The sequence below is a fragment of the Rheinheimera sp. MM224 genome, assembly GCF_947090785.1.
Classification (GTDB): domain Bacteria; phylum Pseudomonadota; class Gammaproteobacteria; order Enterobacterales; family Alteromonadaceae; genus Pararheinheimera.
Window position 1 is genome coordinate 190,547 of the sequence record NZ_OX352320.1, and the last position, 17,627, is coordinate 208,173.

The following is a 17,627-nucleotide window of genomic DNA, read 5'->3' on the forward strand; positions in this document are numbered from 1 at the left end:
GAGGTAGCTTATGAGCCAAATGAAACAACTACAAAGCTGGTGGCAGTCGCTACAAAAACGTGAACAACAGTTGGTGTTGGGCGCAGCCGTCACTTTAGCCGTAGCTGCTTTTTATTGGTTGTTATGGGCTCCTTTGCATTTGAGTTATCAAACTCAGCAACAGCAGCTGCAACAGGTGAGTCAGCAGCTGGTGCAAGTGCGCAGCTATCCTGTGGTCTCGACTCAGACCAAAGTTCAGGGTAGTCTGACGGATCTGATTAGCTCCAGCGCCCGCACCCATAAAATTCAGGTCAGCCGGATGCAGCCACAAAATGATCAGATGCAGGTGATGCTCAATGATATTAGTTTTGATCAATTGCTGGCCTGGCTGCATGAATTACAGTATCAGCATAATGTCAGCATAGTGCAGTTGGATTTAGCTGTAGCCGATGCGCCTGGTATGGTGCGTGTTCGTCGTTTATTGGTTGAGTCGTAAATGAATTATAAAAAAATAATCCCTGCCGCTATTGGCCTGTATTTGCTGTTTTTACTGCTGTTAGCACCTGCGGCCTGGTGGTTAAAGCTGGTGATTTTACCACCACAGGTTCAGTTAGGTCCTGTCAGCGGCACGTTATGGCAAGGCCAGATCCAGGCGGTATCACTCAATGGCTATGTGCTACAACAGGTCAATTGGCAATTAAAGCCATGGGCTTTATTCGCAGGAAAACTGGCATTATCGCTCGATATTGGCCAAATTCGCCAAACCGCTTTGCCTTACGCCAAAGCTCAACTGGCTTATGGTTTCTCCGGATTAGAGCTGGAAACCAGCCAGTTACGTTTACCGGTAGAACCTATAATCCCTTTACTGAAATTACGTTTGCCGTTTCAGGTCGCTGCCAGTGGCACTATGCTGCTGAATATTCAGAATTTTAGTATGGGGCAACCCTGGTGTGAACAATTAGCAGGTAAAGCCAGCTGGTTAGACGCCAAGTTTCAAGCGCCTTCAGGCTGGATAGATTTAAAAGCTATTGATGCCAACTTAAGTTGTGAACAGGGTCAGCTGCAACTGGTGACAGAACCTGGCAATCCGCTGGCGCTGAATGTGACTGCACTGATAGGTGAACAAGGTAAGTATCAGCTCAATGGCACTATGAAACCAGACGCCAGCTTGCCAAAAGAAGTGCATCAGGCGATGCAGTTTGTTGGCCAGCCGGACGCTGAAGGGCGTTTTACTCTGAAATTACAGAGCCGTTAGTTTCCCCGTCTTACTTGAAGGTGCAAATTTGTTGACTGTGTTCTCTCGCCCCAATCACATAGTCGCCTATGTTCATGGGGACTCATTCACTGGTCGCCTCGTTGCAACTTCAATTAATTAGGGGATGTCGCCTGAATATCTGCCAGTAACACCGAATAATCTTCTATAGCCGGGAACTCAGTGATAGCTCTGCTGGGTTTTTGGCTGTCAGGATTGGCCACTGCCAATAAATGCCCGATGCCAAAACGTTGCGCCGATTGTAAAATCGGCAGACTGTCGTCGACAAACAAAGTGCGCTTCGGATCGAAGCCAAAACGTTGCTGCAACTGTTGCCACAACTCCTGTTGCTCTTTGGTCACACCAAATTCATGAGTCGACACCAGGGTATCAATATAACTGGCAAGAGTAGTGCGCTCGATTTTTAACGATAACGAATCCGGGTGGGCATTGGTCACCAGTATCACTTTACGGCCAGAGTTTTTTAATGCCGTTAAAAAGGCTGGGGTATCAGCGCGCATCTGAATTTTATCCATCACTTCACGTTTCAGCTCTGTGATAGGCAAAGACAGTCGTTTGGTCCAGTAATCCAGGCAATACCACTCAATTTTGCCATTGAGTTCATGGTATTCAGCTTCCAGTTGCTGTTTCGCTTCGGTCACACTGATGCCACTAAGCTCTGCCCAGCGTCTTGGTAAATGTTCCAGCCAGAAATAGTTGTCAAAGTGTAAATCCAGCAGAGTACCGTCCATATCTAGCAAAACGGTATCAATTTGTCTCCAGTCCAGCATAGGTTTTTCCAGCTAATCCATTTATAGTAAGGCGATGGCCCATTGTAGCAGAGGCAGTTTTATGGCGCAGCGCGACAGCGACAAAGAAAAACCGCAAATTTTAGATCAAAAACTGGTCGCTGAAAGTCGGCTGTTTAAAATTGAACAGCTGGATCTGCAATTCAGCAACGGTGAAAAACGCACCTACGAGCGAATGAAAGGCGGTAGCCGTGGTGCAGTGATGGTAGTGGCTTGTCCTGAACCTGGCAGTTTTTACTTAATACGGGAATACTGTGCTGGTACTCATGATTATCAGCTGGGTTTCCCTAAAGGTCTGATCGATCCAGGTGAAACTGTAGCTGAAGCCGCTAACCGCGAACTGCAGGAAGAAATAGGTTTTAAAGCCGGGCGTTTAATTCCTTTAAAAACCGTGGCCTTAGCTCCGGGATACTTTAGTGCTACAATGCATATTGTATTAGCTTTGGATTTAACAGCCTCCAGTTTGCCAGGTGACGAACCCGAACCTTTGGAACTGGTGCCATGGCAGTGGCAACAGCAGTTTGAGTTGTTAGATCAGAGCGACTTCACTGAGGCTCGCAGTGTAGCGGCCTTGTTCTTAGCCCGAGATTATCTGGACAAGCATCAGGATGTTTTTAAGTAGGTTATTAGAACCTGTCAAAGACGCAGCTCGTGCCGCTGGTGATACCTTATGGTCTATTTACCAGAGTGGCGACTATGAAGCCAAACATAAAGCGGATGAAAGCCCTGTCACCAGTGCTGATTTGGCTGCCAATGCGCTGATCCTGCATGCTTTAACTGAGCTTACTCCTGATATACCTGTTGTTTCTGAAGAGATGCACTTATTGCCGCTACGTCAACGTCAGGACTGGCCTCGCTACTGGCTGATTGACCCTATGGACGGCACCCAGGAATTTATTGCCCGCAGTGGTGATTTCGCCGTCAGCATAGCGCTGGTGGAACATGGCTGGCCTGTTTTAGGGGTCATCTATTGGCCCAAAGAACAAATCTGGTATTACGCTACCCGCGGCAATGGTGCTTTTAAACAGCAACAGCATTTGATCAATCGCATTCGGGTTAATCAGCATCAATCCGGTGATGTTCTCAAAATTGCGGTCAGTCGTCGCCAGCCGATAGAGCATATTCATCAGCTGTTAAATACGCCTGCCAACTCAGAATTTATAGCGCTGGGCAGTTGCTCATTAAAAAGCTGTTTAGTAGCTGAAGGTGGCGCAGATTGTTACCTGCGTTTAGGCCCTACCGGAGAATGGGATACAGCGGCTGTGCATGTAATAGTCGAAGAAGCTGGTGGTAAAATTCTCGATAGTCAGTTTGCACCTTTAAGCTATAACCAGCGTGAAACTCTGTCGAACCCGGATTTTATGGTGATAGGCCGCTCTGAAGTGCCATGGACTGAGCTGATCCGTGCCCACAGCGCGACCAGAACTTTAGACTAACTTCAGAGCTGATCGCTCTCAATCTCTCCCTGCTTTACCAGTTGTCGCCACTGTTGTTTAGTGATGATGTCAACACTCTCATGTAACTCTGAATACAAAATAACCAGCTGATCCGCTTGCAACTGGCTTTTCACCTGAGCCACTTTGTCGCTCAGGCTAATGTCCTGCTCACCATATTCAGTTCCTTCACGTAATACAAAAGCTTCGATCAGGCCTTCCAGTGTGTCTGCGGATAATTCTTGGTATGGGATCAATAACATCAGTATTTTCCTAAAAATTGTGCAAGGTAAGGGGGAAGCTGCTGCTCCAGATAATACTCCGCTTTAAAAGGCATGTTGCCTGTAACAAAACCAACATGACCGCCATGGCGGGATAATAACAGCTGCACATAAGGGGGGACCTCATCAGCTTTAGGTAAGACTGCTGGTGATAAAAATGGATCATCTTTAGCATGCACCAATAACAGCGGCACACGCACTTGCTTTAAATAAGCTTTGCCGCTGGATTTTTGGTAATAGTCGTCGGCATTCTGAAAACCATGCAGCGGCGCTGTTAGTAAGTCGTCAAAGTCGCGAATGGTTTTTAATGCCAGAATTTGTGCTTTGCTGACGGGCAAAGGAAAATCCCGGTGTCGGTCCAGTTTACGCATCATAGTGGCTTTGAGCCGTCCCAAAAGGTACTGCTGATACACTTTGCTGCCGCCCTGATTAATACGCTCTGCGCTGGGAGCTAAAGCCAGCGGTGCAGATACGGCTACAGCAGCTTTTAGAACGCATTGTAATCCCTGTTCACCACAATACTTCACCAACACATTGCCGCCCAGTGAAAAGCCAACAGCAGCCAGCTCACGGCCTGGATAACGCAGCTGAATCTGAGCTATCAAATAGGCCAGATCGGCGGTATCACCGGAATGGTAAGCTCGGGGCAGCCTGTTGGCGACACCGTTGCAACCGCGAAAATGCATCAGCACTGCAATAAAGCCCTGTTGTTGCAAAGCGCGCAACATACCAGCTGCATAATGGCTCTGGATATTACCTTCCAGACCATGCAACACCACCACTATAGGTTTAGCTGCAGCCTGCTCCGGGTTTTCTGTCCAGTTCAGCTGGATATGATCGCCATCGGGTAATGCCAGCATTTCTGTTTCTGTCGCCAAAGCGCGACGTGGAGCCAGATACTTAGCCACTATGGTTTGCAGATGGCAGTTACGCAGCCACCATGCTGGTTTAAATACCGGGGGAAGTTTTACAATTTCAGGGGCTTGCAAAATCAACAATCCTACTTAACAATCAAAGTCACTTTCTTCTGGCCGGACCACAATAAGAATGAACAGACGCCAGTTTATTTTCCGCTCGCTTGCTCTTACCCTGGCAGCCAGCACAGGCTACGCAGTATATCAGTATCAAAGTCTGCAAGGCAGTGACAATGCGGCTGTTCTGGTGCTGGATGCGTTATTGCCAGCGGTATTGATGGGAGCTTTGCCAGCAGAGGCCACGGCACAACAGTTATCACTGCAACAAAGCCGTGACGCTGTGCTGGAGTTTCTGGCCTATTTGCCTCAAAGCCAGCAGCAACAGTTAAACCAATTGTTTCAGTTACTGCAGCAGGATTTAGCCCGACTGGCATTAACAGGTCAGTGGTTGCAGCTGGCCGATTTGCCGCTATCGCAGCGTCTGGATTTGTTATTAAGCTGGCGTGACAGTTATTTTTCTTTATTGCAACAAGCCTTTAGCGGGTTGCGCGAACTGATCTACGGTGCTTTTTATGGTCAGCCACAGCATTGGCAAGCATTGGGTTACAGCGCGCCGGAGTTTAATCCATGAAAAACCTGATTGCCGATGGCGTATCTTCAGGCTGGTCTTATCTTGATGCTTCCACTTTAACTGCTGACAAACAGTTTGAAGCAGATGTGGTGATAGTGGGTTCTGGCGCCGGTGGTGCTATGGCTGCTGAACAGCTTAGTCTTGCTGGATTCAAAGTGATTTTGCTGGAAATGGGCGCTTTGTATGAAGGCAAAGACTTTAAACAGCAGGAGCGCTGGGCGTATCCGCATTTGTATCAGGACGGTGCTGGCCGTAAAACTTTGGATCAAAGTATAGGTATATTGCAGGGCCGTGCTGTAGGGGGCTCTACTACGGTCAACTGGACGACTTCTATTCGCACACCTGAAAAAACACTGGACTACTGGCGCGCTGAATTTGGTACAGACTTTACTCCAGACAACTTAGCTCCTTATTTTCAGCAAGCCGAGCAAAGGTTGAATATTCACCCTTGGCCTGTACCGCCAAATGCCAATAACGATAAGCTCCGTCAGGGCTGTGAAGCTCTGGGCTGGCAATACACAGTGATCAACCGCAATGTCAGCGGCTGCGCTAACCTGGGCTACTGTGGCATGGGGTGCCCCATCAATGCCAAGCAGTCGATGCTGGTCAGCACTATTCCATCGGCGATGCAAGCAGGCGCTATGCTGATTAGCCGGGTATCGGCGCGTGAGCTGGCATGGCAAGGCGGGCAAGTGCAATCCTTGGTGGCTGTGCCTGTCGATCCGCATTTTCAGCCTGATTTCAACATAAAACTTAGTTTTAAAGCTAAACATTACATAGTGGCTGCCGGCGCTATAGGTTCACCTGCGTTGTTGCTGCGCTCCAAAGTGCCTAATCCGTCTGGCCGTTTAGGCAAGCATACTTACCTGCATCCCAGCGCGATTTCCGGTGCTTTGTTTGAAGACACTATAGCTGGTCATAGTGGGGCCCCGCAGTCGATTTATTCTGATCACTTTGTCTGGCCTTCAAACGGACAGATAGGCTTTAAATTAGAGGTTCCGCCATTACACCCTGTGTTAATGGCCACTAAACTGACGGGCGTTGCTCAGTCGCATGCCGCCTTAATGCAGCAGTTTAATCAGTTGCAGGTGGTGATTGCATTATTGCGGGATGGTTTTCATCCAGACAGTCAGGGCGGTACCGTATTGCTCTCCGATCATGGAGAGCCAGTAGTGGATTACCCTATTTCTGATTATTTATGGCAAGGCATACAGGATGCTTATCTGGCGATGGCCGAACTGCAGTTTGCCGCTGGAGCTAAGTCGGTATTACCTATTCATCAGGATGCTCAGCTTTATTCCAGCTGGGGACAAGCCCACGAGGCTATTAAAGCTTTACCACTACAAAAATACCGGGCCACTCTGGCATCAGCCCATGTGATGGGAGGTTGTAATATGAGTGCTGACCCTGCGAAAGGGGTGGTGAACCAGCAAGGCCGCCATCATCAATTGGAAAACCTGTCTGTATTTGATGGTTCGGTATTGCCCTCAAGCTTAGGCGCAAATCCTCAGTTGACGATTTATGCTTTGGTATCCGCTTTTACCGAAAAGCTAAGTGCTGAATTGTCTGCTTAGCCCACAAGTAGTGGGCAGCATCTTGTCTGTCCACAAATCTGTACTTTTTCTTCTTTTTTTGTTTTAGCGTCCCTCCGAAAAGAGCAGGATAAGTTCCATTTTTAATCTAAATTAAATTAATTGTAACTTAAATGTAAATTTAGGCTTTTTCTGTAACTCTTAATTGTGCAGATAAAGGCCTTTATTGCTGAACGACATGGTGTTAAGTGTCTGGCTGTATCAGCTGGTAGCAATCTGGAGACAGATTGCTAAACTTAGTGAGTCTCAAGGAGAGATACTATGCGTGAATTAACATTTGAGCAGGTAGAAGATGTCAGTGGTGGTCATATAGGTGAAGTAACTGCCGGTGCTGCCGTAACAGGAGGTCTTGCTGGCGGCGCAGCTGGATGGAATGTTGCAAGAGCTGCAGGTCACGGTGCGATGAGAGGCGCTGTATTTGGATTTGCAGGTATATTGGGTGGCGCTATGCTGTTTGGTGGTATCGCTTACGTTTCTTATTATCTTGCTAGTTAATCCCTAGTGGGCGTGAGGGCGTTTGAAGTCGCCCTCGCGTTAAGGTAAAGCAAATGAATAAACTTACTGTAGGTTTCTTTGCTGTAATTTGGGGCATAGTTTTGTTTAATGATGACCCTCTTGAAAGTTTAATTCTTATAAAACTTGTGGGCGGCTGTGCTTTTAGCGCTTTGTTTACCGCTTGGGCAAAAGATGTTTTGGCGGTTGAAAAGTTATTCTTTAGTCTAAATCAGAGTCAATCTCTGCTTGTGTCTTATATTGGCGCGGTTGCACTTGGTTTCCCTGTCGCTTTCATTGTGACTGAGATAGCTTTGAATCTATCTCAGTAATATCGAATAGCGCGAGGTGCTATGGATAAAGAGCACTGTGATATGTTTGTGCTATTTTGCTTACTTCTATATATCTATTGGAACACACAAGTGTGTGAAGAAGTAGATAGTAAACATTTAGCTATGAGACGTTCCCGTAAGGAGGCTGAGCCAGACATAATTGCTGAAGAAGACAAAATTCTTCGGGAAAAGGCATTACGGCGTAAGTACAAGACGATTGCTGAATACAGAGCTAAGTACCATGTTAGTGTTAGCTGTGCTCAGGATATAATCGACGGTATTTTAAACGATGATAAAAAAGCGCAGTCTCAGTGACTGCGCTTTTTTTCATCAAAAATCACTCTGCATGCGAAGTTTTATATAAGAAGTAGCCAGCGTAAAACAGGCATAAGCCAATCACTAAACCCAGACCGGTAAAAGAGAAAAAGATGACCGGATCTTTCAGAAACTCTTGCCATATATTCATGATCATATCCTCGCTATTTGCTGATGCTTGTAGTTTAGAAGCATCAGCTCATGCAAAGTCTGATATAGATCAAAGTTAGATTTTAGAAGCCTTCTAACTGCTGGCTTTGTTGATACAGATCAAGAATTTCAGCATCCAGCTGTTCAACCGGCGCGTTAATCAGTAACAAATAATGGTCCAGCAACTGACTGTGGGGTAAAACATCGGAGCTTAAGCTTAACTGATTAAACTGCTGCACCAATAACTGCTGTTCCAGTTTCTCAGCTGCCAGTTCAGTGCTCAGCAATTGCTGACGCAAAGGCTGCTGCATATCAGACTCCAGCCATGGGGATGGCAAAGTGCGACGTAAAGCCCGGATAGACTGAGTGACTTCAGTACTGAAGTGTTTGAGTAAGTCTTCCAGTTGCTGCAGTTGTGTTTCGTTTAAACTTTGCTGCTGTTTATCCAGATACAGCAAAAACAACAGCAAGTTGATATTAACGCCAAAGTTGTCTTGCCATTGCAGACACAAGTCTTTAATGGCTGGATACAAGCTCAGGCTGTACAACCAGAACTGTTCAGAATTAAGAGTTTTTTTGCCAGAATTCTGCACTTTGTTGCTCCCATGCTTCCTGAGCTTCGAACCATTGTTCTTCCACTTCAGCTAGTTCCTTTTGGACTTTTTGTTGCTCAGCCAATGTCTTGGTCAGCTCCGCTTTGCGAATAGCATCGTATATACCAGCATCGGCTAAAGCTGTTTCAATCTGCTGCTGTTGCTGGTGCAGTTTTTCTTGTTGCTGCTCCAGCTTTTCAATTTTTTGCTTTAACGGTCGTTGTAATGTACGCAGTTCTGCTTCCAGCCGTTTTTGATCTTTACGATTTTGTGCACTGTTTGCAGTGACTGTTTCTTCAGAAGTCGATGCGGCATTGCTGGCACGCTGATCTTGCTGCAACCACTGGTAATAATCTGATAAGTCGCCGGCAAATGGCGCTACTTTGCCATGGGCCACCAGATAAAACTCATCTGTGGTACTGCTAAGTAAATGCCGGTCGTGTGATACCACCACTATAGCGCCTTCGAAACTTTGTAAAGCCATCACTATGGCTTCACGCATATCCAGATCTAAGTGGTTGGTTGGTTCATCCAATAACAGCAGGTTAGGGCGCTGATACACCAACAAAGCCAATACCAGACGTGCTTTTTCACCGCCGGAAAAAGGCGCACAAGCAGCCAGAGCTTTGTCGCCATGAAAACCAAAACCACCAATATAGTCGCGCAGTTGCTGCTCTGTAGCATCAGGGGCTAAACGCACCAAATGCTGTAACGGCGAATCCTGTGGCCTTAAAGTTTCCAGCTGGTGCTGAGCAAAATAACCAATACTGACGCCATTGGCATACCAAATCTCACCGGCTTGTGGTGTTAAAGAGCCGGATAACATTTTGATCAGTGTCGATTTACCAGCGCCGTTACGGCCTAACAAACCTATACGGCTGCCAGGCAGCAATTGAAAGTTAATCTGCTGCAAAATAGGGGTATCGCCATAACCTGCTTTAACGTTTTCCATCTTCAAAAGCGGGTTCGGCAAAGACCGTGGGTCTAAAAACTCGAACTGAAAAGGCGAATCGGCATGAGCAGGTGCCAATAACGTCATACGTTCCAATGCTTTGATCCGGCTTTGCGCTTGTTTAGCTTTAGTGGCCTGAGCGCGGAACCGGTCAATATACTTTTGCAGATGCGCGACCTGACGTTGTTGTTTTTCAAACATCGACTGGTGTTGGGACAAGTGTTCAGCGCGCTGACGTTCAAACTGGCTATAGTTGCCTTTGTATAAAGTTAAGGTCTGATTGTCGATATGCACCGTATTATCAATCACAGCATCCAGAAAGTCGCGGTCATGGCTGATCAATAACAAAGTACCGGTAAAAGATGCCAGATATTTTTCCAGCCAAAGCACAGCGTCTAAATCTAAGTGGTTGGTGGGTTCATCCAATAACAACAATTCGGCAGGTTGCATCAGGGCTTTCGCCAGATTTAAGCGCATACGCCAGCCACCGGAAAACGACTTCACACTGTGTTGTTGTGCTGCACCACTAAATCCCAGGCCATCTAATAAAATACCGGCTTTAGCTTCGGCTCTGTAGCCGTCTAAAGCGTCAATCTGGTGATGCACTGCTGCTAAGTCGACACTGCCGTCGGTAATTTTTAACTGCTGTAACAATGGATAAAGTTTTTCGTCGCCCTGCAGCACATAATCCATGGCTGACATATCCAGCGCCGGAGTTTCCTGCGCCACTGTGGAGATAGTCCAACTGGATGGAATAGCGACAGAACCTGCGTCAGGTTGCAGCTTTTGTTGCAGCAAAGCAAAAAGACTGGATTTGCCGCACCCGTTGGCGCCAATTATTCCGACCTTTTGCCCCGGAAATACGGTAAGATCGGCCTGTTGCAGTAAGCAATTGATACCGCGTCGCAGTTCGACGTTTTGCAGTTGGATCATGGTGTTTTAGCCCGGACGAAAATTGGTTGCTACTCTAATCGCAAAGTGATGACAAACCAAGAGCGCAAGCGGTATTAGATGCGATAAAACAAAGTGAAGAGAGTAAAAATATGACAGACAGAAAGAAAAAACGCTTTATTGCCGGTGCAACCTGTCCGCAGTGCAAAGCCATGGACACCTTGATGTTGTTTGTTGAGAACAATGTTGAAAAAGTAGAATGTGTGGAGTGCGGCCATCATATGGCTCAACCCGAACAGCAGGTGGCAAAAGCTTCGCGTGCTACTGAACAGGTTATCGGTGTTTTCAAACCTGAATAATCAGGGAAATTAATAATGCGGCGGTGGTGGCTCTTCGTCTACACGTAATATGCCACTGTCGTTGCCCTTGCTGATCTTCTCCGCCAACAGCATCACCTGGCGTTGCAGTTTTTCGATACTTTTCTGGTGTTCGTGCAACTCGTCATTCAGGGTTTGCACTACATCTTCCTGAAAAGCAAGTTTGCTCTCCAAATCAATAAGTTGCTGCTGTAGCTCTACCACTTGTTCTGTCATTGTTTAATCTCCCATACTTCGGCTACGCCACTGGAACTCTCACTGATAATCTGGCTGTCATTCAAAAATGCCACCGCATGGATCACTGCACTGGCAGGCCTGCTATTAAGAATAGCTCTGACTTGCCACTGCTGTAATTTTTTCCCTGTCGCCACATCCCATAAAATTAAGGCTCTGGATGGAGAACCTGTGACCAGCCACTTACCGTTTGGGCTAAAGCGGGCGGCAGTAATAATTTGTGCTCTGGATAATTCCAACTGACTGATTTGTTTGCCTGTTTTTAGATCCCAGATAAAACCTTGCAGCTCACTGCCTGCACTAAAAGCGTAACGACCTTGTTGATCAAGCGCTACCTTAGTGACACGGTTTGGATGTGGAAAACTATAAATAATCTGCGCCGTTTCTGTATCCCAAAGATAGGCATAATGATCATTGGACCCTGTTAAAGCAAATCGGCCATTGGCGGATAGATCGACTGAGTTGACGTTTTCGGTGTGGCCCAAAAACTCAATACGACGACCTGAACTTAAGGTGATATGTTGCACTTTGCCGTCGCTTTGGCCTACCAGCATATGACGGCCAAAATCAGATACGGCTAAATCGCGGATCGTAGCGTCTTTAACCGACCAGAAACCAATATTCCGGCCATCGTTCATTTGCCACAACGCAAAGTCTTTGCTGTCACCTGTTAATAGGTGACTGCCATCAGGGCTTAATGACAAAGATAAAATCTGATTATCACTTTTTTCCTGATGACCGAGTGAGTACAAAGCTGTATCTTTTTGCAGGTCCCAGACGGTAACGCCTTCATCCAAAGCAGACACTGCAACCAGGGTTGAGTTGTCATTAATAGCCGCACCATAAGAGGGCGTTTCACTGTGCTGCACTTGTCGCACAGATTTTGGTTGAACTTCTGAGCAGGCAAAGAGACAAAATGCCAGAAAAATCGTCAGATATTTACCGCTATGGGTTAACGTCATTAGCACAAACCGTTAGTATAGGGACGTTGCATAAAACCTTTAAACTTATTAAAACACAATTTTGCAGCCAAACCTGCTTATTTATTGGAGAAATACATGCGTTTATTAACTAAGGTGTCGCTGATTGCGGCTACCGTTTTAACTTTGTCTGCTTGTAACAAAGAAGCTGAGCAGCCAAAACCTCTGGTTTTAGATACAGATACTGCAAAACAATCTTATAGCTTAGGTGTATCTGCTGGTCGTTTTATCGACACTACCATTAAAGAGCACGAGAAGTTAGGTTTACCTTTGGCTTCAGAAACTATAGTACGTGGTATTCAGGACCAGTTGGCTGGCAAAGCTCAGCTGAATGAGGAAGAAGTACAGAAAGTGATGATGGCGCTGGAACAAACAGCCCGTGAAAAACAAGTTGAAGTAGCGAAAGCTCAGGCTGAACAAAACGTTGCTGCTGGTAAAGCCTATTTAGAAACTAACGCGAAGAAAGCAGGCGTGAAAGTGACTGAATCAGGTTTACAGTATGAAGTAGTTCAAGCTGCTGAGGGTCCAAAACCGGCTGCAACTGATGTAGTTCGTGTGCACTACACTGGTACCCTGGTTGACGGTACTGAATTTGACAGTTCAAAAGAACGTGGTCCTGCTCAGTTCCCGTTAAACCAAGTGATCAAAGGCTGGACTGAAGGCGTTCAGTTGATGAGCGTTGGTTCTAAGTTCAAATTCACTATCCCTAGCGATTTAGCTTACGGCGAACGTGATATGGGTACTATCCCTGCAAACAGCGTTTTAGTATTTGACGTTGAATTGTTGGGCATTGGCGAAGAAGCTCCTGCTGCAGAAGCTCCGGCTGAGAAGAAGTAATTCTTCACCCGATAAAAAAGCGACCTTAAGGTCGCTTTTTTGCTTTTGTGATGACTATGGCAAATAAACTAACTCAGGCAGTTACAGCCTTGGAATACTTGTTGTGCAACGTCTGGATCAATTCATCTTCAAAATCAAAACGTTCAACTAACGCCTGGCCTAAAATGGACAGGTCGCGATCGAAGTTTTTCGATAAGGTTTTACCGTCAGCTTCAGCGTATTTGTCGTTAAATTCCAACGCCATATCAGTGGAATGCGCTATTTTCGGATATAGAGAGTCAGCCAGTTGGCGACTATCCTGACCATTGACGGCACATTGCGATACGATTTGTTCATAAACTTCAAAATGACCTGCTGATAAATAATCCATCAGCAGTTGGCAAAAGTGCTGGATATCTGCCAAATCAGGCAAAGAGTTCCCACTTTTTTTGTCAAAAGGAGGCAATGCAGCCAGCTCACAATAACGAACAATAAGGCGCTGCCTTTCATCCAGCCAGTTATCAATAGCTGTCAGGCTGCCACCCCATTTCTGTTGTGCTGACTCTAAACGGGTGTACATATACTTCCCCTTACTTAAATGACTTACTGCTCTGAACCTCTAATTAAAAGAATTCTCGGATAAAGATCAACTACTTTTTTATTGGTCAGCTCAGTCTTTGGCTCTATCATACGCTTGTTTTCACGAATAAGTGGTGGAGTAGAACAAAAATGATTAAGCACAATGTGCCCGCAGCAGCCGACTTGTATGGCCACTGGTTTATTGTCAGTCAGGGCAAAATCTGGCTGCATTCGGTTGATGCTGCTCCACCTCTGTGTCGTTATGACCAATTACCAGAGTTCTTAGATGGTTCAGAACCTTTGTGTCTGGTGGGCGCCATTGATGGTGTGGATTGTTATCTGTTGAATTACACCGACAGACCAGAAGCAGAAGAGCAGTGGCATTCGGCCCGGGTTTTGTTGCAGCAGTCAGCAGCCATTTTTGAACATGCAGCCAGAGCTTGTCAGGTGGCTTTATTTTTGCAAACCCACCGATACTGCGGCCAGTGTGGCAGTTCTATGCATTTGGTGAACTGGGAGCTGGCAGCGCTTTGTCACAAGTGTGGTCACCGCTGTTACCCACGTATTAACCCTTGTGTGCTGATTGCTGTGGTCAATGACAAAAACCAACTCTTACTGGCGCGCTCTGCGCGACATAAAACGGGTTTCTTTTCTATTCTGGCTGGTTTCGTTGAATCTGCAGAAACGCTGGAACAAGCCGCAGTGCGGGAAGTAAAAGAGGAGGTGGGTATTGATATCACCAATTTACGTTACATGGGCAGCCAACCCTGGCCTTTCCCCCATTCACTGATGACTGCTTTTATCGCCGACTATAAGTCAGGCGAGCTGGTATGTCAGCCTGACGAAATTGAGGAAGCCCATTGGTATGATCTGGATCAGTTACCGGAAGTACCAATGACGGCAACCTTATCAGGCCAGGTGATTCAGTATATTGCTAAGGGCGGCAGATAATGAGATGGCCCGATAGGGTTTGCGCAAGGGATGGCAGCAAATAAAAAATCTTCTGGAAAGATTTTTAACAATGCGGAGCATTGGCCCAGGAGGGTGGACCCCATGGATGGGGAAATAAAAAATTATCAGGAATAATTTTTAACAGCTTTAGCTGGCCCGAAAGGGTTTGCGCCATGGATGGCGGCAAATAAAAAAGCCACTAACGTGGCTTAAGGGAGGTGTAACTTACGTTACCAGGACTCGTTAAAACGAGTTTCTTTATTCTTGTTCTTTACTAGCGCAGGTAGTTTATAACAGATGTATTTTTGCAGGGCAACAGCTTTTTTCAGCGCAGAAAAAATAGCCTTTGGTAAAAAATAGTGACTGATCAAACATCAGTGATAAACTAGTGATAAATCAAAAGATGGCAGATGATAGATGCAACTAAAAAATGATCGTTACTTAAGGGCTTTGATGAAACAACCTGTTGATCGCACTCCAATCTGGATGATGCGTCAGGCTGGACGTTATCTTCCTGAATATAGAGCGACGCGGGCTATTGCTGGCGATTTCATGTCATTGTGCAAAAACCCTGAGCTGGCTTGCGAAGTCACTCTGCAGCCGTTAAAACGTTATCCTTTAGATGCTGCCATCTTATTCAGTGACATTTTAACTATCCCTGATGCTATGGGCATGGGATTGTACTTTGGCGAAGGTGAAGGCCCACGTTTTACCAAACAATTGACAGATTTTATGGATGTGATGCAGTTGCCTGTGCCAGATCCGGAAGTTGAGCTGCGTTATGTGATGGACGCTGTGCGTACTATCCGCCGAGAACTGAACGGTGAAGTGCCGTTAATTGGCTTCTCCGGTAGTCCATGGACTCTTGCCACCTATATGTTTGAAGGCGGCAGCAGCAAAACGTTTTCGAAAATCAAAAAGCTGATGTACACAGAGCCAGAAGTGGTGCATATCCTGCTGGATAAATTGACGCAAAGTGTCATTTTGTATCTGAATGCGCAAATTGCGGCTGGTGCTCAGTCTGTGATGATTTTTGATACCTGGGGTGGTGTGTTAACTCCACACGATTACCGTGAGTTTTCATTAAGCTACATGCAGCAAATTGTATCTGGTTTAACCCGTTTTGCAGATGGTCGTCCTGTTCCTGTTACGCTGTTTACCAAAAACGGTGGTTTATGGCTGGAAGAAATCGCAGCAACTGGATGTGATGGCGTAGGCTTAGATTGGACCATCGATATTCGTCATGCCCGTGCTCGTATTGGCGATAAAGTGGCGTTGCAGGGTAATATGGACCCTTCCATCCTGTTAGGTACCCCAGAGCGCATCCGTCAGGAAGTGCAGGCTATTCTGGACGGTTATGGTATGGGTTCAGGCCATGTGTTTAACCTCGGCCACGGTATTACTCCAGATGTCGATCCGGAAAAAGCAGGTGTATTTATTGATGCAGTGCATTCATTCAGCCGCACTTATCATATGAATACCGAGATTGCTGACGACGACGAGTAAATTCTCGCCGTGTTCAAAAACACAAACGCCAGCTTCAATGCTGGCGTTTTTGTTTCAACATGGTTTAAAACAAACGGTTTAAACCATTCATAGCAGCGACCCGATAAGCTTCAGCCATAGTTGGATAGTTAAAAGTGGTGTGAACAAAATACTCTATGGTATTGCCGCCATTTTTTTGCATCATAATGGCCTGGCCTATATGCACTATTTCTGCAGCCCTTTCGCCAAAACAATGAATGCCCAAAATTTCTTTGGTATCACGGTGAAACAGCAATTTGAGACTGCCTACACTGGTATTGGCAATCTGAGCCCGAGCCAGATGTTTAAATTGGGCGCGACCTACTTCATAAGGAACGCGGGCTGCCGTTAACTCCTGTTCGTTTTTACCCACAGAACTCATCTCAGGTATGGTGTAAATACCGACCGGAATATCATCAATCAAATAAGTGCTGCAGTTGCCATGAATAATAGAATTGGCGGCAATACGGCCCTGATCATAAGCTGCGCTGGCAAGGCTTGGGTAACCAATCACATCACCCACGGCGTATACGCTTGGAATTTCAGTCTGGTAGTTGTCATTGACCTTCAACTGGCCGCGGCTATCTGCTTTTAAGCCAATAGCATTGAGGTTTAACTTGTCGGTGTTGCCGGTGCGGCCATTGGCAAACAAGATACAGTCGGCTTTCATTTTTTTGCCGGATTGCAGATGCAAAATCACACCATCAGCACAGCCTTCAATCCGATCAAATTCCTCGCCATGGCGAATAGTCACACCAGAGTTCCAGAAGTGATAACTCAAGGCGTCAGAAATTTCAGCGTCCATAAAAGACAACAGCCGGTCTCTGGTATTGACCAAGTCCACCCGTACACCTAAACCACGGAAAATCGACGCGTACTCACAACCAATCACGCCTGCACCAAAAATAATGATATGTCGCACATCATCTGTTAACGACAATATAGTGTCGCTGTCAAAAATACGGCTATGAGTAAAGTCGACATTTTGCGGGCGATAAGGGCGCGAGCCTGTGGCCAGAATAATATGTTCTGCAGAGATAGTCTGGTCCGGCGAGCCGTCCTGCTCTATCCGGATCTGGTGAGCATCAACAAAAGAGGCATTACCCTGAAATACTTTCACTCTGTTGCGCTCATAAAAACTGCTGCGCAGCTGCACTTGTTTGCGAATCACACCTGCAGCGTGTTTTAAAATATGCGGGAAGGTCAGGTTGGACGATTGGTCATCCATCTGAAACAGCGGGTTTTCTTTGTATTCAATATAACGGCTGACAGAATGACGTAGTGCTTTGGAAGGAATAGTGCCCCAATGTGTGCAGCCGCCGCCGACTTGCTGATGGCGTTCAATTACAGCCACAGTTTTGCCACTTTTCGCCAGATTCATAGCTGCACCTTCGCCGCCTGGACCTGTGCCTATAATAATTGCATCAAAATCATATGTTTTGCTTTGAGTTGCTTTGACCACGGGTTTTTCCTTCGCTGACTGCACTCTTTATATTTAATCAGAAATCCTGAATTAAAGGCGATAAAAAAGGCGGCCAATGCCACCTTTC

General features: G+C 46.3%; 23 protein-coding genes. 13 read left to right on the forward strand and 10 right to left on the reverse strand.

Annotated features, from left to right (window positions below; all coding sequences use genetic code 11):
• Positions 1-10 precede the first annotated feature (10 nt).
• Positions 11-475 (forward strand): type II secretion system protein M, encoded by a 465-nt coding sequence (locus OM978_RS00905; protein ID WP_264344741.1) that lies wholly within the window; start codon positions 11-13, stop codon positions 473-475.
• On the forward strand, positions 476-1,234 hold the full coding sequence (locus OM978_RS00910; RefSeq protein WP_264344743.1) for a type II secretion system protein N: 759 nt from the start codon (positions 476-478) through the stop codon (positions 1,232-1,234).
• A 113-nt stretch (positions 1,235-1,347) separates the two neighbouring features.
• On the opposite strand, the gene yrfG is transcribed toward OM978_RS00910, so the two are convergent.
• The gene (gene yrfG, locus OM978_RS00915; RefSeq protein WP_264344746.1) at positions 1,348-2,022 is read right to left on the reverse strand and encodes a GMP/IMP nucleotidase; all 675 of its coding nucleotides are present in this window, start codon (positions 2,020-2,022) and stop codon (positions 1,348-1,350) included.
• A 61-nt stretch (positions 2,023-2,083) separates the two neighbouring features.
• On the opposite strand from yrfG, the gene nudE reads away from it, so the two are divergent.
• On the forward strand, positions 2,084-2,662 hold the full coding sequence (gene nudE / locus OM978_RS00920) for an ADP compounds hydrolase NudE (protein WP_264344748.1): 579 nt from the start codon (positions 2,084-2,086) through the stop codon (positions 2,660-2,662).
• Positions 2,649-3,476, forward strand: a complete 828-nt coding sequence (gene cysQ, locus OM978_RS00925; RefSeq protein WP_264344750.1) for a 3'(2'),5'-bisphosphate nucleotidase CysQ — start codon at positions 2,649-2,651, stop codon at positions 3,474-3,476. The genes nudE and cysQ overlap by 14 nt, the downstream gene beginning before the upstream one ends.
• Before the next feature lie 2 nt (positions 3,477-3,478).
• On the opposite strand, the gene OM978_RS00930 is transcribed toward cysQ, so the two are convergent.
• Together OM978_RS00930 and OM978_RS00935 are read right to left on the reverse strand one after the other, a co-directional pair.
• Entirely contained in the window at positions 3,479-3,736 is a 258-nt protein-coding gene (locus OM978_RS00930; protein ID WP_264344752.1) for a YheU family protein, read from the reverse strand.
• Positions 3,736-4,743 (reverse strand): hydrolase, encoded by a 1,008-nt coding sequence (locus OM978_RS00935; protein WP_264344754.1) that lies wholly within the window; start codon positions 4,741-4,743, stop codon positions 3,736-3,738. Before OM978_RS00935 ends, OM978_RS00930 begins: the two co-directional genes overlap by 1 nt.
• A gap of 58 nt (positions 4,744-4,801) precedes the next feature.
• On the opposite strand from OM978_RS00935, the gene OM978_RS00940 reads away from it, so the two are divergent.
• From OM978_RS00940 to OM978_RS00960, 5 genes are all read left to right on the forward strand, one after another.
• Positions 4,802-5,299 carry a hypothetical protein gene (locus OM978_RS00940; protein WP_264344756.1) on the forward strand — a complete coding sequence of 166 codons (498 nt, stop codon included), beginning with the start codon at positions 4,802-4,804 and terminating at the stop codon, positions 5,297-5,299.
• Complete coding sequence (locus OM978_RS00945; protein WP_264344757.1) at positions 5,296-6,873, forward strand: GMC family oxidoreductase; 1,578 nt, start codon at positions 5,296-5,298, stop codon at positions 6,871-6,873. Before OM978_RS00940 ends, OM978_RS00945 begins: the two co-directional genes overlap by 4 nt.
• 279 nt (positions 6,874-7,152) lie before the next feature.
• Complete coding sequence (locus OM978_RS00950; protein ID WP_264344759.1) at positions 7,153-7,386, forward strand: hypothetical protein; 234 nt, start codon at positions 7,153-7,155, stop codon at positions 7,384-7,386.
• 53 nt (positions 7,387-7,439) lie between these two features.
• Positions 7,440-7,715, forward strand: coding sequence for a hypothetical protein (locus OM978_RS00955; protein WP_264344761.1), 276 nt, complete (start codon positions 7,440-7,442; stop codon positions 7,713-7,715).
• Positions 7,716-7,736: 21 nt separating this feature from the next.
• The gene (locus OM978_RS00960; RefSeq protein WP_264344763.1) at positions 7,737-8,030 is read left to right on the forward strand and encodes a hypothetical protein; all 294 of its coding nucleotides are present in this window, start codon (positions 7,737-7,739) and stop codon (positions 8,028-8,030) included.
• A 22-nt stretch (positions 8,031-8,052) separates the two neighbouring features.
• On the opposite strand, the gene OM978_RS00965 is transcribed toward OM978_RS00960, so the two are convergent.
• The 3 genes from OM978_RS00965 to OM978_RS00975 form a co-directional block, all read right to left on the reverse strand.
• Positions 8,053-8,181 (reverse strand): DUF3149 domain-containing protein, encoded by a 129-nt coding sequence (locus OM978_RS00965; protein WP_264344765.1) that lies wholly within the window; start codon positions 8,179-8,181, stop codon positions 8,053-8,055.
• An 82-nt stretch (positions 8,182-8,263) separates the two neighbouring features.
• Entirely contained in the window at positions 8,264-8,773 is a 510-nt protein-coding gene (locus tag OM978_RS00970; protein ID WP_264344767.1) for a TIGR02444 family protein, read from the reverse strand.
• Entirely contained in the window at positions 8,745-10,658 is a 1,914-nt protein-coding gene (locus OM978_RS00975) for an ABC transporter ATP-binding protein (protein ID WP_264344770.1), read from the reverse strand. The genes OM978_RS00970 and OM978_RS00975 overlap by 29 nt, the downstream gene beginning before the upstream one ends.
• A 110-nt stretch (positions 10,659-10,768) precedes the next feature.
• On the opposite strand from OM978_RS00975, the gene OM978_RS00980 reads away from it, so the two are divergent.
• The gene (locus tag OM978_RS00980; protein WP_233009844.1) at positions 10,769-10,975 is read left to right on the forward strand and encodes a YheV family putative zinc ribbon protein; all 207 of its coding nucleotides are present in this window, start codon (positions 10,769-10,771) and stop codon (positions 10,973-10,975) included.
• Positions 10,976-10,984: 9 nt separating this feature from the next.
• Here the strand turns inward: OM978_RS00980 and OM978_RS00985 are convergent, their stop codons facing one another.
• Both OM978_RS00985 and OM978_RS00990 read right to left on the reverse strand, forming a co-directional pair.
• Positions 10,985-11,209, reverse strand: a complete 225-nt coding sequence (locus tag OM978_RS00985; protein WP_264344774.1) for a SlyX family protein — start codon at positions 11,207-11,209, stop codon at positions 10,985-10,987.
• Positions 11,206-12,189, reverse strand: a complete 984-nt coding sequence (locus tag OM978_RS00990) for a WD40 repeat domain-containing protein (RefSeq protein ID WP_264344777.1) — start codon at positions 12,187-12,189, stop codon at positions 11,206-11,208. The genes OM978_RS00985 and OM978_RS00990 overlap by 4 nt, the downstream gene beginning before the upstream one ends.
• A 96-nt stretch (positions 12,190-12,285) precedes the next feature.
• Here OM978_RS00990 and OM978_RS00995 point away from each other — a divergent pair, with 96 nt between their 5' ends.
• Positions 12,286-13,044 carry an FKBP-type peptidyl-prolyl cis-trans isomerase gene (locus tag OM978_RS00995; protein WP_264344779.1) on the forward strand — a complete coding sequence of 253 codons (759 nt, stop codon included), beginning with the start codon at positions 12,286-12,288 and terminating at the stop codon, positions 13,042-13,044.
• A gap of 73 nt (positions 13,045-13,117) precedes the next feature.
• Here OM978_RS00995 and rsd read toward each other — a convergent pair whose 3' ends face one another.
• On the reverse strand, positions 13,118-13,603 hold the full coding sequence (gene rsd, locus OM978_RS01000; protein ID WP_264344781.1) for a sigma D regulator: 486 nt from the start codon (positions 13,601-13,603) through the stop codon (positions 13,118-13,120).
• A gap of 149 nt (positions 13,604-13,752) precedes the next feature.
• Here rsd and nudC point away from each other — a divergent pair, with 149 nt between their 5' ends.
• Both nudC and hemE read left to right on the forward strand, forming a co-directional pair.
• Entirely contained in the window at positions 13,753-14,553 is an 801-nt protein-coding gene (nudC, locus tag OM978_RS01005; protein ID WP_264344783.1) for an NAD(+) diphosphatase, read from the forward strand.
• A 453-nt stretch (positions 14,554-15,006) separates the two neighbouring features.
• The gene (gene hemE, locus OM978_RS01010) at positions 15,007-16,059 is read left to right on the forward strand and encodes a uroporphyrinogen decarboxylase (protein WP_413690797.1); all 1,053 of its coding nucleotides are present in this window, start codon (positions 15,007-15,009) and stop codon (positions 16,057-16,059) included.
• A 64-nt stretch (positions 16,060-16,123) separates the two neighbouring features.
• On the opposite strand, the gene sthA is transcribed toward hemE, so the two are convergent.
• Positions 16,124-17,539: a Si-specific NAD(P)(+) transhydrogenase gene (sthA, locus tag OM978_RS01015; RefSeq protein ID WP_264344787.1), complete on the reverse strand. Its 1,416-nt coding sequence runs from the start codon at positions 17,537-17,539 to the stop codon at positions 16,124-16,126.
• Positions 17,540-17,627: the final 88 nt, after the last annotated feature.

Bases quoted from the DNA above. Each gene is read 5' to 3' on its own strand.
- OM978_RS00905 (WP_264344741.1), top strand. From the start codon at position 11: ATGAGCCAAATGAAACAACTACAAAGCTGGTGGCAGTCGCTACAAAAA.
- OM978_RS00910 (WP_264344743.1), top strand. From the start codon at position 476: ATGAATTATAAAAAAATAATCCCTGCCGCTATTGGCCTGTATTTGCTG.
- yrfG (WP_264344746.1), bottom strand. From the start codon at position 2,022: ATGCTGGACTGGAGACAAATTGATACCGTTTTGCTAGATATGGACGGT.
- nudE (WP_264344748.1), top strand. From the start codon at position 2,084: ATGGCGCAGCGCGACAGCGACAAAGAAAAACCGCAAATTTTAGATCAA.
- cysQ (WP_264344750.1), top strand. From the start codon at position 2,649: ATGTTTTTAAGTAGGTTATTAGAACCTGTCAAAGACGCAGCTCGTGCC.
- OM978_RS00930 (WP_264344752.1), bottom strand. From the start codon at position 3,736: ATGTTATTGATCCCATACCAAGAATTATCCGCAGACACACTGGAAGGC.
- OM978_RS00940 (WP_264344756.1), top strand. From the start codon at position 4,802: ATGAACAGACGCCAGTTTATTTTCCGCTCGCTTGCTCTTACCCTGGCA.
- OM978_RS00945 (WP_264344757.1), top strand. From the start codon at position 5,296: ATGAAAAACCTGATTGCCGATGGCGTATCTTCAGGCTGGTCTTATCTT.
- OM978_RS00950 (WP_264344759.1), top strand. From the start codon at position 7,153: ATGCGTGAATTAACATTTGAGCAGGTAGAAGATGTCAGTGGTGGTCAT.
- OM978_RS00955 (WP_264344761.1), top strand. From the start codon at position 7,440: ATGAATAAACTTACTGTAGGTTTCTTTGCTGTAATTTGGGGCATAGTT.
- OM978_RS00960 (WP_264344763.1), top strand. From the start codon at position 7,737: ATGGATAAAGAGCACTGTGATATGTTTGTGCTATTTTGCTTACTTCTA.
- OM978_RS00965 (WP_264344765.1), bottom strand. From the start codon at position 8,181: ATGAATATATGGCAAGAGTTTCTGAAAGATCCGGTCATCTTTTTCTCT.
- OM978_RS00975 (WP_264344770.1), bottom strand. From the start codon at position 10,658: ATGATCCAACTGCAAAACGTCGAACTGCGACGCGGTATCAATTGCTTA.
- OM978_RS00980 (WP_233009844.1), top strand. From the start codon at position 10,769: ATGACAGACAGAAAGAAAAAACGCTTTATTGCCGGTGCAACCTGTCCG.
- OM978_RS00985 (WP_264344774.1), bottom strand. From the start codon at position 11,209: ATGACAGAACAAGTGGTAGAGCTACAGCAGCAACTTATTGATTTGGAG.
- OM978_RS00990 (WP_264344777.1), bottom strand. From the start codon at position 12,189: ATGACGTTAACCCATAGCGGTAAATATCTGACGATTTTTCTGGCATTT.
- OM978_RS00995 (WP_264344779.1), top strand. From the start codon at position 12,286: ATGCGTTTATTAACTAAGGTGTCGCTGATTGCGGCTACCGTTTTAACT.
- rsd (WP_264344781.1), bottom strand. From the start codon at position 13,603: ATGTACACCCGTTTAGAGTCAGCACAACAGAAATGGGGTGGCAGCCTG.
- nudC (WP_264344783.1), top strand. From the start codon at position 13,753: ATGATTAAGCACAATGTGCCCGCAGCAGCCGACTTGTATGGCCACTGG.
- hemE (WP_413690797.1), top strand. From the start codon at position 15,007: ATGAAACAACCTGTTGATCGCACTCCAATCTGGATGATGCGTCAGGCT.